Below are 17269 nucleotides of genomic sequence, written 5' to 3' on the forward strand. Positions count from 1 at the left end.
ACGGTTAATAACAATTATAAAATGTTATTAACCGTAGAATTGTTTACATATATATTTATAAATCACAATGACCAATTATGTAGTCATCTTTCTCAAAATCGACTTCAATAGAAGTTCCATCAGAAAATATAGTTTTCTGCTTATTATACGTATCATCTAAAAATTTATGACTTATCATTTCACATGTTGCTACCTTAGTTGATAAATCACATACAATTTTATTTTTTCCTATTTCTTCTTTATCTGCATCGACACCAAGATAACCTACTCCACCATTTAGGAGTGCATACAAAAATCCATCCTTCGATTCTGGTATTCCCCAAGCTGATTTTGTGAGAGCCCAAGGTATCACAATACAATCATGATAAACTAGATTTAGTAAAGGGACTGGAATACCTCTAGCATTACCTTTATCTATATTTGGATACAGTGCATGTGGAGCATGATGAACCAGATTCATATAAGGTATTGCCCAGTCACAGCCTTCCTCTGAACTTGTAAGAATCCCCTCTGAACTAACGTAATTAAAACATTCAATCCTTTTGCACATACAATTACGACGAGACATCTTATGTTCTTTATGAAAACATTCATCAAGATTGACTACACTAAAAACATCTAGATAACTTCCTCTTAGTTCAATACCTCTACTTTTTAGTGCTTCAAAATTTCTCTTTACATAATATGGAGCAAATGTAGTACATAGATAAGCTTGCTTACCACCTTCCCATGTTGCTTCCATATCTACATCCCCTTTTTCATCAACAACCGCTTGATTAATATCAAAAGTCTCAGCATCCAGATAATAATCTCTGTATTGGTCATGAGTTGCGAAAATATAATCTAGTTCTTTACAAGTATCTGTTAATTCCTTCATACCATCAAATCCACCCGCTTTTTCACATGGTGGTAATATATCTGGATGTTGATTATCATATCCCATTTTTCCCCAACCGTCTAGATGAACATAAGCTTTTTCTACTCCCATGCTCTTCAATCTCTTTAATTGATCCGCTCTCTTACTGAAAGTTGTTAACTCCTCATTATTACTTGGATTTTCTTTATCATAAAATATGCTTTCAGGTACTATATGCTTATAAATATTAGTGTGTATGATAGGACTACCTATCAATTTTTCCACATTAGAATTTCTTATATTCTTTTCTTCCAGTGTGATAAATGAACCTTTCTTCTTAACATAATCCTTATATATCTTACACAATGAATTGTAATCACAGTCTACTAGGAATCTATATATAAGTTCTCTATTATATCTAATAGAGCCTAATGAAGGTTCCCAGTATGGATATACATTAGTATAACCTTCTCCCGGATGATCTAATTCATATCCACCATCCCAAGGAGTACTAGCGATAGCTATATACCCATTATTATCTTCTATCTGCCCCCACCATGGCATATATGCATCTCTTGTATAATAACGTCCATCCTCAATATTTTCCACTTTCTGATTCCAACCAGTAGGAATAATACATCCTTGCATCATTGGTAATACTGTATAATTATCCCTATCTGGTTTATTAAATTCAAAAGGTCCCGGCCATACAACTTTTTTGATAATTCCTTTTGACTCTTTAATTGGAATAAACTGAAAATGTACATCATTGAAAGTATTATCAATCCATATGTTAGTTTCAAAACTTATATCTATATCTTTTTTATCTATACTAAATTGTGAAAAAGTAGATCTTATACCATGTCCAAATCCTGTTCTATATTCTTCGTGTGAAATATCTCTTGCATCACAAAATAATATTTCATACATTTTATCATTACTTTCTACCTCAATATGTGGTTTGTATGATTTAACATAATTCCATTCTTTATTGCCATTATATATAACTACCTTCAGATCCTTAATGTAGTATTTAATCTTTAAATCATTACTTCGAAAAATTATATGTTCTTTCATTCCATAACCTCCTCATATCAATTATCCATTTTGAATAACTAATTAACATTAATAATACTTATTTTTTTGCTGCTAATATTTTAGATCCTCATCAATATAACATTTATATATGGACAAGCCAACGATTTTAATTATTGGAGCTAATACCAATCCAATTACAATCAATCCTATTCTTGTAGATAAAAAAGCTGTTTTACTTAATTCTATATTCATCCAATTAGGTAAAGATGTCAATAAAACAGTAGGTATTATTTGTATGATTAAAGTAGCAAAATAGTATTTAACCATTATACTTTTATCGATCAAATATAATTCTTTACTTCTACTAATAAAGTTAGTGCCTTCTTCCAGAATTAATACATAACTTAACAAACAAAATCTAATCATTATATATAAGAATAATATAATAAAAATTATTATAACAAGTGTACCCAAAGTCCCTCTCAAAGCTATTATGGTAACCATACATATCAATAAAGCTACTATAATAAATGAACCTACTACAATATATCCTAGAATATATTTAGGTAATTTCTTGAACGAGTTTTTAATTATATTCGGGTAGTTATCATTTATCTTCTCATAACTGTTATCTATTATAAGTATTGAAATGATACTCAATACAGCCGTAATAACAATTCCTAATAAATTGTATATAGATTGACTTAACTGCCCCACTGTATCATTACTAAAATACGCAATATATGCCTGATATGTATTATAAGAATTGAATATGCACTTAATAAATTCAACAATATAAATAGCAATTCCACATCTTTTTACTATTTGAATTACATCATTTTTAATTCTGGCTAATGTTAGCTCTTCCATTACTCCATCCTTTCATAATTAATTTCAAAAAAATAGTTATTTCTTCTCCTTCCATATAACATATGTTTATAATTACAATTCAATTGTAGCAAAAACAATTACATACGTCAATTATGTTTATAATATATTATATTTCTACATTATACGTATCATAATCATATTATTAAAACTTAGTAATTTTCTCAAATGAGAGTATAACAAAAATCAGATTAATAAACCTGTAATTATTAATCAAAGTTATTAATTATTTCAATATATAATATAAATAATGCAATAATTTATCTAAATAACTTAATATTATAAATTATTATTATGCATTTATTTCCAAACCCAAACGAAAGGTCATTAGGTTAATATTTATCCCAATGACCTTTTATTATTATTTATTTTCATTCATATTTGATTAATAAAATTCCACTTGCTAATAGAGTAGTATTTACCATATTATATCAATTTTCCCTTTAGCTTTTTCTCCTATTAATGCAACTTTTATCTTATTATCACTACTTTCAATAACTATGTTTCTACAAAATTCCTCTATATTTACATCTCCATCACATTCTTGTTGCAATTGTTCTAGCTCGTTCATATATTCTTTTTCTGATAAATTAATATCACTAATTATATTATCTTGTGAATCTCTAAATTGCAAATTAAGATTTCCTTCTTTTATTAGATAATTAAATTCAAATTTATACTCTTCTCCTTTTTTACTACTAAAAGCTCTAATATCTTCCCCATCCAATTTTGCAAATTCCATACTAATTTCTCCATATTTAGAGTTTTCAACTAGCTCTGTGTGATTCGCTATACTAGTAATTTCAAGTGTTTTTTTCCCACAACCTGTCAACATCAAAACTATCATTAATATTATTACTATTTTGGTTGATTTCATAGTATCCTCCTTATCATCAGAATTATATCCTATCACTATATAAAAAATCCTCAAATTCTTTTCTTAATGGTACTAACCTTTCTGCAACTGGTAATGCAATGACTCTAGATTTAATCATATCATCTAGTTTATCTAGAGTTACCCATTGTGCTTCAACAGTTTCCCCATCCTGCAATTTCAATTCAGAAATTTTAGGACTTTTTCTGATAATATATGTATCTACAAATGCTGTTTTTTCTTTTCTAGTCCCAAGAAAAAACAAATCACTTTCATCAGCAACTATTCCAGTTTCTTCATTTAATTCTCTTATTGCTCCTCCTTTACTGGTTTCACCAGCTAATACAGATCCACCAGTATTCTCCCATAAATTAGGATATTTTTCCTTGTTGGGATGGCGTAATGTCAATAATATTTTATTATCATCATTTACGGTCCAAACATTTATAGCAATGTGATATTTCCCAATTTCCATTTTATCTTGTCTATTATGAGTTTTATCTAGCAGTTGCCTTTTATCATTATATAAATCCCATATTTCCATTGAATCTACCTCCATTAATTAAGACATTTAGTACTGCAATTATTATACATATATTTTTTCAATATAAATAGATCATTATTTTAAATATTAGTTCTTACTAGATTTCATATATCTAACCAATCTTTATTATTACGAATAAAAGGGGCTTTCACATCTGTCGAAACAATTTCTTTATACGTATTGGGCTTTCTATATGCATTACCCCATGTTTCCCTTTTTCTGTAATCTCTTAAGGATTCAAGATTGAAATCAGCCATATATATTCCTTCATTTTCATCAGCCTCAATTATTTTCATATCTCTACAACCATTTTCATCAAAGGCTATTCCATCAAAAGCAACTGAATGTCCTAATCCTTTTCCTGCATAATTACAGACTGCTATACCTACCATGTTTTCAAATGCCCTTGTCCTAATCTGTGATAATCTATTAATCTCTAATTCACAAGCATTGGGAACTAGAACAATTTCAGCACCTTTTAGCATTAATACACGAGCGCTTTCTGGAAATTCCCTATCATAACATATCATAGCACCTATTTTCACTCTACCTTTCGATGTTTCTAAATCTATTACTTTGAACTCATCACCAGAAGTACAATGATATTCTAACGAGAAATCACATGTATGCACTTTTGCATATGTCATCACTATGTTACCATTATGATCAATTATTGATAAGGTATTTCTAGGATTTTGGTTACCATATGTTTCTAAATATGTTATGCCTATCGCAATATTTAACTCTTTTGCTAGATAACAGAAGTGTTTTATATAATCACTGTCAGTTGATATACTCTGTCTCTTCCATTTCTCCAATAACTCGGGGTATTTAGGATTACATGGGTTATAATCATAATCATTAACTTCATTATGATATGGTGTATATCCTATATTCCACATCTCCGGCAACAGTACAATATCCGCTCCTTCCTTTGCTGCTTGACGGCAATAAGAATCAGCTTTTACGGTATTAGCCAATTGGTCATTTTTATTAGGTTCCAGTTGAAGTAATGCTATTTTCAGTTTCATATAAACACACCTCTTTTAATAATTGTTTTTTACACTTTATGTATAACAAGAAAAACACTTGACTTATCTATCTCTTCAACATAATAATCATATCCTGATAAAGCTCCTATTTCATTCAAGTCATTCATAGTGTATGTTGTCGCTTTAAATCCATCTTTACATATTATAACTCCATCTTTTGTTTTATCATAATCAATTTTGCCTAACAAGCTCTTCTCGGCTTGCTCTTCAAACCACCTAAGCCTGTGATACCAAAATTTTTCACTATACGTACTAAAATATATTTTTCCTCCATCTACTACCAATTGTAAAATCTTCTTTATCAATTCATTAGATGTAATATTCATAGCTGATAAGCCATTCTGGAGACAAATTATCGTATCAAACTTTTCTTCTAATGTTATATTATGTATATCCATATTGATAATTTCCGCATTTGGAGTATCCTTTAGATATTCTTTACTTAATGATACATTCTCTTTTGAAATGTCAATTCCAACAATTGACTTACAATTACTTGCAATTTCCTTGACAATACGTCCATAACCTGCACCCAATTCTAGGACTCTTTCACTTCCTGTAAGATTGTCTTTGACAAAAGATATTTCTGCATCTAAGTACTGTTTTACTCTTGGGATATCAGTGTCATATACTTTAAAGAGATTTGCAGAGTTTAATTTTTGCTCATAATAATTTTTGTTCATAATGCTTCCCCCTTACTAATATGTTCAGGTTAATACAATAATACTACTCTCCTTATCTTTATCATGATAAAGGATTATTGATTATCCAATAAGCATCTTAATCTAAGGTTATCCAATATCTTTGTGAAACTCCCTCTGCATCCGATATTTCGTTTTCTAATACTCCACCATTATTCATTATTGTTTTTGCAGATGCAATATTATCATTATCACAAGTTACTAGGACCTTATATATATTTAATTTAGCACATTCTGTCAATGCTAATGACAGCATTTCTGTAGCATATCCTTGTCTTCTTTCTGATTTTCTAACACTATAACCTATATGTCCACCATGCCTAAGCAAAAAATCATTCAATCTATGTCTTATACTAATCATACCAACCAAGCGACCATCATCATTAGATATCGCCATATATGTAGAATCAGGAACTAGTCCTTCCCTTACCGTTTCTTCTTTTGAATTATCACATAGTGCACTGTACCATTCTTCAAAAATCTCAGTATTTTTCAAGCCAGAAGTACCATCCAAACTATCACCATTTTCAATAAATTCTCTTCTATAGTCAAGTATTGCTTCTTTGTAGTGTGGTGTAGGTACAACTAATTTAATTCTATTCATAACATTCCTCCCATTCTATTATCAATCTAATCGTGTATTTATAAATTTGTCATAATTTTATATTCTATCAAAAATCACAGCTAATCTAATTTGGGTTCATATTCGCCATTAAAACTATATTTGAAATCATTGTCTATACGGATATACCCTGAAATTCTATCACAACTAATTCTTTTTACTATACCCGATTCATTTTTATTATCTACATTACCTTCTGCAACAATAATACTATCTTTATCACTAGATAAAACAATTCCAGTGTGATCATGCGATTTATTCGTAATCAATTTTTCATAAATAACAATGTCTCCTCTTGTTGGAATAAAACTATCATCATTAATACTGTAAAAATAATTAACATTTTTGAACTTGGCCCATTCTTGCCAAGCCCCTACACCAGCAAATCTAGTAGTCCCATAAGGATGTCTTATTGGCAATAAGAACCCAGCTTTTCTACAACAATAATATAAAAAAGCAGCACACCAGCCATTTTGTAATTCCTTATAAATATTATCTCCTGTCCAGAATCTGCATATCTCTTTATAATCATCATCTGAAGTGATTCCGACAATACCTTTAGATGCTAGAGTTTCAGCAATATCTCCTAATAGCTTTCTTTTATCTTGACCTGTTTCAATCTTTTCTTCATCTATATTTTCATTGATCTCAAAATCAGTAACTAAAGCTAATTCATTAAGTATATTCTTAAGACGTACAGCTTCTCTTGCTACAATCTTCTTATCCACATTATATAAGTAGTGCTGCAAAACATCAGCATCTTTTATAAGCTCGTCATATTTTGAATGTATAGTCTGCTTATCACTATGATAAAAGATTGCTCTGAGAATCGTTTTTTGCTCTTCTTTCGTAAAAACACCCATATCACGAATTATTGGTCTTACTGTCTCTGCTCCATTTTGAGCATGTAATTCGGTTATTCCAGTAGCATATGAATAATAATCATGAAACATTCCTATAATTGCTGCAATCTCGGGATTCAAACTTCTTTTTATTGCTAATATTGTAGCTGTTTGTGATACTCCATATAGATGTATATATGCACAACGTCTTTCATTAACATCATTCATCTTCATAAGCATATCATCAATAATAGCTCTAACACTTTCTAAACGCATAGATTTTTTCATATTCATAAATACCTCCTATATCTGTGACCACTTTTCAATGAAATCCCAATCTTTTATAGTCCCATTTTTATTTAAAATTTTCAAGTAAACTCCATCACCTTTTCCGACCTGCCATATAGCTTGTGCGGAGTTATATTTAGTTGATATATTATTAATTTTAACATACTCAAAAAATTTATCTTTGCCTTTTCCATGCATTTGTGAGACATATGCTACTAAATATATATCTATACAACTAGCACCAAACTCTATTGGATTACCATTCAAAATATGATTCCTTATTATTTGTACCCATTCACTTGAATGTGAGTATATTATTTGTGATTTTATATCTTCAATTTTATATGCCTTATAGCTTCTTTTTTCCCATTGCTTCAACTTAGAAAAATCTCCATGATAATCGTTTAATTTATTTAACATTATTTCTAAATTACATACTGTTGGTATAATATGTTCATGTATACTACGTCCTCTTAAATTATTAGGCAAAACATAACCAAATGATTTTTGGTCATAATTATTTTCTTTTACCTTAATAGGTTCATTATTAGTTGAATGAATTATGTCTCTTACATGATTATTGCTTTTATTAAAAACTTCATCCTTTTTTTGGCCATTATTATTTATATTTAAATTAGTAGTCTCTTTTTTATTAAATCTATTCACTATACTTCGTGCACAACTTATTATTTTGGATGTATTATTTGAAAACAAGGATAATATCTCTATCATATCATCTTCACTATATATACTTGCTAATCTATTATTTGATGTAAATAACCCTTTTAATAACTTACTATAGTCTTCATTTTCAACTCTTATGGGAGTTATTTTCTTATTATAAGCATAGGCAATACCCATTTCTATTTGACATGGTATACTATTATAGAAACTCTCTGATACAATTGCTAATATGTAATCACTTTCCTTTATGCCTTTCTTTATTGTTTCATAGAAATTGTCTCCAAATGCAATCGAATTGGTGTAAGATTTAGATGAATAGAAAACATCACATTTTAGCCTTTCTAGTGCTAGTATTAATCCTTCAATCTTGTCTTTATCATTAGTTGAATGACTAACAAAAACCTTCATTTTAAAATCCCCCTATAATTAATTTTTTAACGATAGTATTACTATAATGTGTAATTTTTGTCTCTCTTCACCTTTTTATTTCTGAATTATTATATAGTTATTTGATTCTTATTCATCTAATTTTCCAATATTGTATTTAAATTCTTTTCCTTCATAATCATAATAGATGTATCCATCCTTAATATATTTTAAATCAGTTGAATTAAGATTAATTTCCTTTGATTGGTTTGCATCTACATTTAAGAATATACATTTCTCCGAGTCATATTGTTTTATTACGATATATTTATTATCTGGTGATATAATTATATCCTCACCCCAAATTCTCAGAACTTCTTCTACTTCGTAACTATTAATATTAATCCTCTCTATTACAATGTCCTCATAGTCATCTTCAATTAAGTATACCCATTTATCTTGAGCAAATGAATTAATCAATCCAAACGCCCTAAAAGTTTTTTCAAGCTTATTGTTATGTTTATTATATATACCACATATGAAATCACCATATTCATAACATCTTAGGTAAGTATCAAAAATTATCAACTTATCATCTTCATATATTATTTCTTCTGGTATTTGACCTTTATCAATAGGAATTGTATCTATAATAAAACTGTCTCCGGGCATTTCATGAATAAAACAAATCTCATGATCGTTTAATTGAAATATTCTATCTACACTTGCTACATCTATTAACTTGATATATTCAGAACTATTACCAACAATTTTATATAATACTGGTCCATTTTTATTAACCAAATAATATACTTCATCATTTACTAAAAAAATATCTTCCACTATTGTATCATCATCTGTAATCTGGGTTTTATTGCCATCATCAATATTTAATTTATATAAATTTCTATCTAAATAATCATCTATATAATATATATATGAACCTATTACCTGATATTTATAAATATAGCCATCAATAATTTTATTAATCTTATCAGTTTTTATATTATACCTGAAAATTCCCTTTGACTTATTGCTAATATATATATTGTTATCATTGATCTCTACCCTATCAGATGTAATATCACCAACAATTTTATTATCATTCGTTATTCTATTAATGACATGTACTTTGTTTTTCTTATCTGTATAAACTATGTATTTCTCTGAGTAATCATAATCATTATAAGCTTCATTAATTATATTAGCTATTTCATTATGCTTATCCATGTTTTCAAATTTATTTTTCTTATTTAAGAATAATGTTCTTTCAGTATTTAAAGAATCTATAAAAGGTTCTATTTTAACTATTGAAGCTTTATTTTCTTGATTACGATTAAGTTTATAATTCTCTCCATATTTACTAAACATCAATTCATTATTTACCAAATACATTTCCGATCCCAAATTATTATCATACTCATTTTCCTTAGTATATATCTTAACACTATCGACTACATCTAGATTATCTGGATTCACTATATATATATATTCGTTATAATCCTCAAAATATAATTTATCACCAAAATACCAAAACAAACCATGTGTCGAATAATTATTATTGTAGAAATTAATGTTTTCGATACTATCTTCACTATTCCCAACTACACCTTCACCGAAAGATTTAAAATATAACTTATCTTTCCATTCTACGATATCATATTTCAACTCACATGATGATTCTATTTTATGTGATACAATATTATATTTCCAACCATCAAAGTATAGATTATCATTTATCAAGCCTTTACACTCGTGCTTAGATGACTCTTTTAAAAAACTATTATAAATGTCCTTATCTAAATCATAGTCAAAAATTAGTGTATCCTCTTCATTCTCATATGTTCCTACAACATAGATATGATTATTCCAATAATATGTACTATCTATATTTACATCTTTTTCAATTATTCTTTTGTTTTCCATTGTTACATAATTATAAAAATATACAGATTCACGATACTTATACACCAACCCTTTATCATTGGTAGGAAAATAACCATTAATATAATTTTCACCTGCATCTACGACAGTCATTTTTTTACTACCATCTTGATTTATCAGGTAAATACCTTTATAATTCCATATATAGTTCCATTTTTTTAATGGCTGTGTTTGAGTTCGTACTTTTTTATCAATTTCTATCTTTTCTCCTGTACTTAAATTTATATTCTCAATACTATCATCATATCCACTAGTTATAATCCATTCACCATTATCTCGGATAACCTTATTATCATCAAGATAATAATTTTCCTTAAGTAGTTTATCTTTTAAAGCATTTTTATCAATAAGATTATTGGAATCTACAGTTACAAATGAAACAGTGTCCCTATTATTTTCACTATCAGTATGGTTAATAGCTAACTCATTGTCTTTATCGGTCCATCGTATATTTTTAGCTACTCCTTTGAAATCTAGAGTGAAACTATCAGTGAATTTACTACATCCTATATTATTAGGGTACATCATATATGCTAAGATACCATTGATACTTTCATATACCACATGTGGACTTGTTACATCTAGTATAGATATATCATAACCTTTATCTGAATATTCCTGATAACCATTATCGCAAGTTGCTATTATCACTTTATCCACAAAATTTATTTTAAAGAAAAACCCTAATGTTCCTATAAAAATGGATTCATCATCATCTGACCATTTATTATATCTTCCATATCTTGGAATAGATTCAATCACTTTTCCATGCAAATTGATAATTTCTATATTATAACCGTTAAAACACGAGATCTTCTTACCGTCGTGTGACCATTTTGGTTGAACACCATCTTCAGTATCTTCAACATTACTCTTTAATAGTTTTTCTTGTGAAAAATCAATTTTAGAGATATATATATTATTATTTTTATAGTAACAAAGCTTATCACCATCATAGCATAAGTCTGGATACATTATATCCTCAGGAATAATAATATCATTGCTGACTATATTCTTATTCACATCAAAAACTATTATTTCATCACTTAAATTCAGTGAAATATATTCCTTATTAAATTTTCTAATGAAAATAGAGAATTCATTCATAGGAGTTATATGATCTTTTTTATATAATTGTGTAAACTTTTGTTTTGGCATATCATACTTAACCAACTGAACAGTATTAGCACATTCACAATCATCTACAAGCATCAAATATATATAATCATCATCAACTAAATAATCTGCTATTTGTCTTCCTTCTACACTAAGAGATTTATCATCATTATTAAAATATATGGAATAACCTAAACTTTCATCTATCTCTTCTTGTACTTCTTTTTCAATATTATCTAAGGTTTTTTCTTTATCAATTGATTCAGCTTGATTATTGTCCTCTTTTGAATTGTCCGCTATGACTACATTATTATCTGGAGTATCCTTTGAACATCCTGTAAATATTATTAATATCAAAAAAATAATATAGCTTAATTTATATTTCATTATTTTATTCTCCTTAAAACAAAAATATTTAATGATTAATTATACCATATCTTTCCACCTACTTACATATATCTTTATGAACCTTCTTTTTCTAATAATATAATCATTATATTGCATTTTTTCATATTATACAAAAAAGCTATCATTTGGATAGCCTCTTATATTCGAAAACATCTTGTTTGTGCCTTAATCCTTAATATTAAAGTATCACACCCTAAATAAACAATTATTTAAAATACATATTATGAGATACTATACTTCTTCACAATGTACATATGATATTGTGAATTGTAATCTGGATAATCTGTATAGCCTTCATTAATAATTTTCCAGTTTATACCAGTATTATTAATCACAGTTTTTAAATGTTTCTCCCTGCTTGCACCTTCAATCATAAAATTACATAGTACCCCTCCAACTTTTAATTCAAGTGCTATGCGTTTTATAAAATCAGTTTCTTTATGAAATTCTGCTTTATAAAAATGTAATATGGAATCAAGAAGTACTATGTCGTACTCATCTGTTATACTGTAACTGTAAATATCCCCAACTTCTCCTATGACTTGTAATTTTTCATTACGAGCTATGTTATTCATTTGATCCAAACCTACTTTTGAAATATCAATACCCTTGACTTTATATCCTAGTCTTCCTAGATATAATGCATCTCTTCCTTGACCACATCCCAAATCTAGAACATTACCTTTATATTTGTATTCAGCAAAAAATTTTTGTAAGCCGGGATAAGGTTCGCCAAAATAATTTTGTTTTTTATAGTATTTGTCATAAATTGGTTTTGACATTGTAATGCTCCTTTTAGTAGCTTATCATGAAAATTTATTGGTATACACATCCATCTGTGTCTAATTATTGTTGTTATTTTTTAATATTCATAGCTACCTCTAATATTTTATTTAAATCTTTTAATGAATTTCTATACAATTCATTCATATACTTTAAAATCTGATCTTCTGTAATATCGTTAACAACAATACTTTTTGAATAAATTCTTGTATATCTGGATTCAGGATTAAATGACCTCTCCTTTATATGAAATTCATCCAATTTGTTTAATTCATGTAAAAATTCTTGTCTCTTTTGATAATTATCTCCAAAGCTTTGTACTTCTATAAACATTCTTAGCCTATTATTTTTATTTAATCTATTGTTAAAAATATAGTATATTGGTGTACCTTCACTACTTAATGATTTGATCTTGTCCATACTGCTATTTATAAAGCAATAATATGTATTGCTCTCTTTTTCTAAAATAACATCATTATTATGTTTAATAAATTTATTTGCAGCTTCTAAAAAAGTAGTTGTCTTACCATGTCTAAAAATCATATCTATTGATTTTTCATAAATATTATAGACATTAACAGCTTTTTCTTCCATACTTCCTTTTGTTATATGTATTTTATTTTTATTACTAGCTATATAGTCTATTATCTTTTTATTTTCTTTATAAATTTCTCTACATAAATCTATAATTTCTTCATCTTCATCAACAATATCTTCTAATACTTCTATGTAATAGTTGATAAAATCTTCAACTTTATCATTTAAATTTCCACTATTCAATTTCATGATATTTGTCAATATTTTAAGTATACTATAATAGTTACATATGACATATTCGTTTTCTGTAGGTTCTTCACCTTCTACAGTAAGTAACACTTTTAGTTTTTTATAATCCCTGAACTTCGTTTCTACTACATCACTATATCTTTTTAATTGACCTTCGCTTTCCTTAGCCTTGACCTTGTTTTCTATTAATATAATCATTTTATTAGAATGGGATATTGCTAAGATATCTATGTTTTTCCATTCTCGTAGTACTTGTATATCATAAAAATTATTTAAATAAATATCTACAACTGATATCTCTAAATTTATATCTTCATTTAATAGGATTACTTCTCCCAGAAATTTTTTTATAAATTCTTCTCCTAATCCATGATTTTCATTTGGGTCTAGTAACCAAGCCAATACATTCGAATGTCTTAATTCATATTCGTTTACCTTGAGTATATTTAATGGATTAAATTTATTAAGTCTTGATTCTAGTTTCTCAAGTTTTACATTATTAATTATAAATTTATTTAATGAATGGTTCATAATTCCTCCTGTCATTGTTATATGTTTACAAGTTGAACTAGTAATATTATAAACATATAATAATATATCTATTACATAAAAACCTTATATAATCTTATCTATTAGTCTCAATAAGATTATAATTCCATAATGCTAAAACTACTTCCATCTGTGAATTACTTTGTTTGTCACCAGCGACACTTTTCCATAGATTATCAGCACATGAATTGCTATTAGCTAATTGTGGGGTTTCTTGAAGTATTTTAACCGCATCTATACCATATTTTTTATTTTTTTCTGATCTTGTATAGTTTCCACGCTTTACACCTTTTACATAACCAGCTTCACATAATCCCAAAAATGTACTTTTAGGACAGCCTTTATCAGCACCAGCTGTATTCTTTCCAAATACTTTATCTGCTGTTATTTCCCATGATTTTCTAATGTCATAGTTTTGATTATTTTTGTAAAACTCTACAGTTTTAATCGTAACTAAAGCATATTTATTCATTGTATTTTTCTCCTCTATAAATAATTTTTATATCGTATAATTATACTCTTCAAAACTAAATACTTCAATATTATCAAGGTGTACATACATTATTAATTTAAATGTTTTAATATTTAACAATTCAATATAAAAAACTACATTTTATTGTAATATGTCCAATTCCATAGGCATATATTTTATCCCCTTATACTCACACACATCCCCCATTTCATCAAACCCAACTGCATGATAAAATGGTACTGCATAAAGTGACGCATTAAGTCTTATCCTTCTCACCCCTGAATTTTTCACCTCTTCAATAATTCTATTAATAAGCCTAGTCCCTATTCCCATTCTATGAAATTCTTTCTTAACAAATATACATGAGATAGTATTATGATTACTAATAGACAGAACTCCCGCTAATTGTTCTCCGACATAAGCACCATACATCTTTTCTCTTCCATCACTGAACTTGTCTATAAAATCATCATTATTTATAAATTCTTCTTTAAATGTCTTGATGCCTTTCTGTGTATAATCATGAGCGACAAACTCATTAAAAACCTCTTCAATAAGTTTCATCGCTTTTATAATATCACCATATTCAATCATTTTAATTTCTATATCCATAAACCCATCCCTCAATCTTAATATATTTAATATAAACTATACTCAGAAAAGCACTAATAACTGTCACTATTCAGTTGTTCAATGATTCAAATTAAATTAATTTACTTAAAAAAGATAAAAAATACCCTAGTAAAAATATCTACTAAGGTATCCTAATCTCATATTTCAAGTACTACTAAATGTTCATCGCAACCTGGTTTATATTTATTCCAAAATACTTCTCTTGTTACATTCTCTACTTCTTTATATTCACTTTGTTTTTCCAATCTAATAATTAAATACATTTCTAGTATACTCCTTTGTTATGTTATCATATTATTTACCTATTTTGAGGGTGGTAAAAGAATAACACTCCAAAGTAATAATAATTTTTCAGAAGTATCTTTGGCGTGCTATTCAAATACCACGCTCAATACAATGCTCCATTTTTTCAAATAACATATTCCTTTCTTTGATTATGATGTTAAGATTATATCATAATTAATACATCAAAACAATTTATGCTATAATAATAATTTCAAAAAAGCTGTTGGAAAAGTTATTAAGAAAGCTAAATATAATCTTGGCAAATTAAAGAACATGAACTCATCTAAGATTATTGACTCAATTAAAAAAATAATAAAAAGAAAAATCATTATGAAGTTGTAATGAATAATGATGACTTAGTAACAATATCTTTTGATGAGTTAACGAATGTACAGAAGAGTAAATTTGATGGTTTAGCCGATTCATATAAGAGTAAGGATATTGTTCGTGATAGGGTTAATGGTGAAGATGGTCTTGGGGTTGTAGATGGCGTTATATCAAACTTGTGGAAGGAATCAACATGTTCTAGCGATGAGTTATATAATTATTTGCTTAAAAATGTAGATGCAGATGCAGCAAGAAAATTTGTTAATGACGGTATTTGGCCAGATAGTATTCAAATACCAAAAAATTCTTCAGTTTTAAATCCAGATGGTTCTATCGATTGGAGTAAAGCAGCACAGGGAGGTTATATTTTAGATGCTGAGAGCAAAGTAATTAAAGAAAGTTTTTCTCCAGAGATTGGAGAAGTAATTGACAGATATGGTAATTCTCATGGTAGATATACATCTCCTGTAATTGATGGGAATTCTTATTCATATACAGAACGCTCATTGCCATATGTTGAAGATTTATCCAATTATCATCAATATGAAGTAACAGGTAATTTCAACGAAATTGAAAAGTATGTTAGTAACTGTCCTGATGTGGAACTGAAAACACAAATAGATGCATTAGTAACTACATATTATAATGATGATTACAGTAAATTATTAGTTTATAAAGGTGAAGCTGCTAAGATTGATGGCTGGGGAGCAGGAAGAGCAATACAATATGAGTTACCTCTTACAGTAGACCAGTTAATACAGATTGGATTATTAAAAGAATTGAATTAGGAGGATCAAATGACAAGAGAAGACGTAATTAGAATTATAAAAGATGAAAATTTGGACAACTATAATTTAAATGAAGACAGGTACAATAGAGAAAATGAAGTAGGTATTAGGAGTGAAAACGGTTATTGGACTGTATACGCTACAGATGAAAGAGCAAGTAAAGTGACAGGTTCAGAAAAGAAATTTGAACACGAAGAACAAGCTTTAGATAATTTTATTAAACGCCTTAGAGCAAGTAAAGTTTTAAGGAAATTTAATTAATATTTCAGAACATCGAAATTACCCAACCCAGTACCGAATTAATCAAAACATTATTACTAAGGGATAACCCTTGTAATACTTGTAAATATTTTTATTCATCAGAGTAGCTTTAACTATTCTAGCTAATAGTTGGGCTTCTCTTTTATTGGTGAGAATGCAAAT

At 27.9% G+C, this 17269-nt stretch carries 17 protein-coding genes; 2 read left to right on the forward strand and 15 right to left on the reverse strand.

Annotated elements, in window-relative coordinates:
- Positions 1-55: 55 nt before the first annotated feature.
- From QMG30_RS16285 to QMG30_RS16355, 15 genes are all read right to left on the reverse strand, one after another.
- Entirely contained in the window at positions 56-1933 is a 1878-nt protein-coding gene (locus tag QMG30_RS16285; protein WP_281817214.1) for a DUF5696 domain-containing protein, read from the reverse strand.
- A gap of 72 nt (positions 1934-2005) precedes the next feature.
- The gene (locus QMG30_RS16290; protein ID WP_281817216.1) at positions 2006-2764 is read right to left on the reverse strand and encodes a hypothetical protein; all 759 of its coding nucleotides are present in this window, start codon (positions 2762-2764) and stop codon (positions 2006-2008) included.
- 436 nt (positions 2765-3200) lie between these two features.
- Positions 3201-3659, reverse strand: coding sequence for a hypothetical protein (locus tag QMG30_RS16295; protein WP_281817218.1), 459 nt, complete (start codon positions 3657-3659; stop codon positions 3201-3203).
- A gap of 22 nt (positions 3660-3681) precedes the next feature.
- Complete coding sequence (locus QMG30_RS16300) at positions 3682-4200, reverse strand: NUDIX hydrolase (protein ID WP_281817219.1); 519 nt, start codon at positions 4198-4200, stop codon at positions 3682-3684.
- A gap of 104 nt (positions 4201-4304) precedes the next feature.
- Entirely contained in the window at positions 4305-5231 is a 927-nt protein-coding gene (locus tag QMG30_RS16305) for a carbon-nitrogen hydrolase family protein (RefSeq protein ID WP_281817221.1), read from the reverse strand.
- Between the two features lie 29 nt (positions 5232-5260).
- Entirely contained in the window at positions 5261-5935 is a 675-nt protein-coding gene (locus QMG30_RS16310) for a class I SAM-dependent methyltransferase (protein ID WP_281817222.1), read from the reverse strand.
- 97 nt (positions 5936-6032) lie between these two features.
- On the reverse strand, positions 6033-6557 hold the full coding sequence (locus tag QMG30_RS16315; protein ID WP_281817223.1) for a GNAT family N-acetyltransferase: 525 nt from the start codon (positions 6555-6557) through the stop codon (positions 6033-6035).
- A gap of 80 nt (positions 6558-6637) precedes the next feature.
- Entirely contained in the window at positions 6638-7711 is a 1074-nt protein-coding gene (locus QMG30_RS16320) for an HD domain-containing protein (protein WP_281817224.1), read from the reverse strand.
- Positions 7712-7720: 9 nt separating this feature from the next.
- The gene (locus QMG30_RS16325) at positions 7721-8797 is read right to left on the reverse strand and encodes a toll/interleukin-1 receptor domain-containing protein (RefSeq protein WP_281817227.1); all 1077 of its coding nucleotides are present in this window, start codon (positions 8795-8797) and stop codon (positions 7721-7723) included.
- A 108-nt stretch (positions 8798-8905) separates the two neighbouring features.
- Positions 8906-12202 (reverse strand): hypothetical protein, encoded by a 3297-nt coding sequence (locus QMG30_RS16330; protein ID WP_281817228.1) that lies wholly within the window; start codon positions 12200-12202, stop codon positions 8906-8908.
- A 242-nt stretch (positions 12203-12444) separates the two neighbouring features.
- The gene (locus tag QMG30_RS16335; protein WP_281817230.1) at positions 12445-13005 is read right to left on the reverse strand and encodes a methyltransferase domain-containing protein; all 561 of its coding nucleotides are present in this window, start codon (positions 13003-13005) and stop codon (positions 12445-12447) included.
- 73 nt (positions 13006-13078) lie between these two features.
- Complete coding sequence (locus QMG30_RS16340) at positions 13079-14323, reverse strand: PDDEXK-like family protein (protein ID WP_281817231.1); 1245 nt, start codon at positions 14321-14323, stop codon at positions 13079-13081.
- 94 nt (positions 14324-14417) lie between these two features.
- Positions 14418-14813 carry a DUF6979 family protein gene (locus QMG30_RS16345; RefSeq protein WP_281817232.1) on the reverse strand — a complete coding sequence of 132 codons (396 nt, stop codon included), beginning with the start codon at positions 14811-14813 and terminating at the stop codon, positions 14418-14420.
- A 141-nt stretch (positions 14814-14954) separates the two neighbouring features.
- Positions 14955-15425, reverse strand: coding sequence for a GNAT family N-acetyltransferase (locus tag QMG30_RS16350; protein WP_281817233.1), 471 nt, complete (start codon positions 15423-15425; stop codon positions 14955-14957).
- 158 nt (positions 15426-15583) lie between these two features.
- Complete coding sequence (locus QMG30_RS16355; protein ID WP_281817234.1) at positions 15584-15709, reverse strand: hypothetical protein; 126 nt, start codon at positions 15707-15709, stop codon at positions 15584-15586.
- 363 nt (positions 15710-16072) lie between these two features.
- Between QMG30_RS16355 and QMG30_RS16360 the strand changes: the two genes are divergently transcribed.
- Positions 16073-16846 carry a TNT domain-containing protein gene (locus QMG30_RS16360; protein WP_281817237.1) on the forward strand — a complete coding sequence of 258 codons (774 nt, stop codon included), beginning with the start codon at positions 16073-16075 and terminating at the stop codon, positions 16844-16846.
- Positions 16847-16855: 9 nt separating this feature from the next.
- Positions 16856-17107 carry an Imm59 family immunity protein gene (locus tag QMG30_RS16365; protein ID WP_281817238.1) on the forward strand — a complete coding sequence of 84 codons (252 nt, stop codon included), beginning with the start codon at positions 16856-16858 and terminating at the stop codon, positions 17105-17107.
- Positions 17108-17269: the final 162 nt, after the last annotated feature.

It is taken from the genome of Vallitalea longa, from assembly GCF_027923465.1.
Classification (GTDB): domain Bacteria; phylum Bacillota; class Clostridia; order Lachnospirales; family Vallitaleaceae; genus Vallitalea; species Vallitalea longa.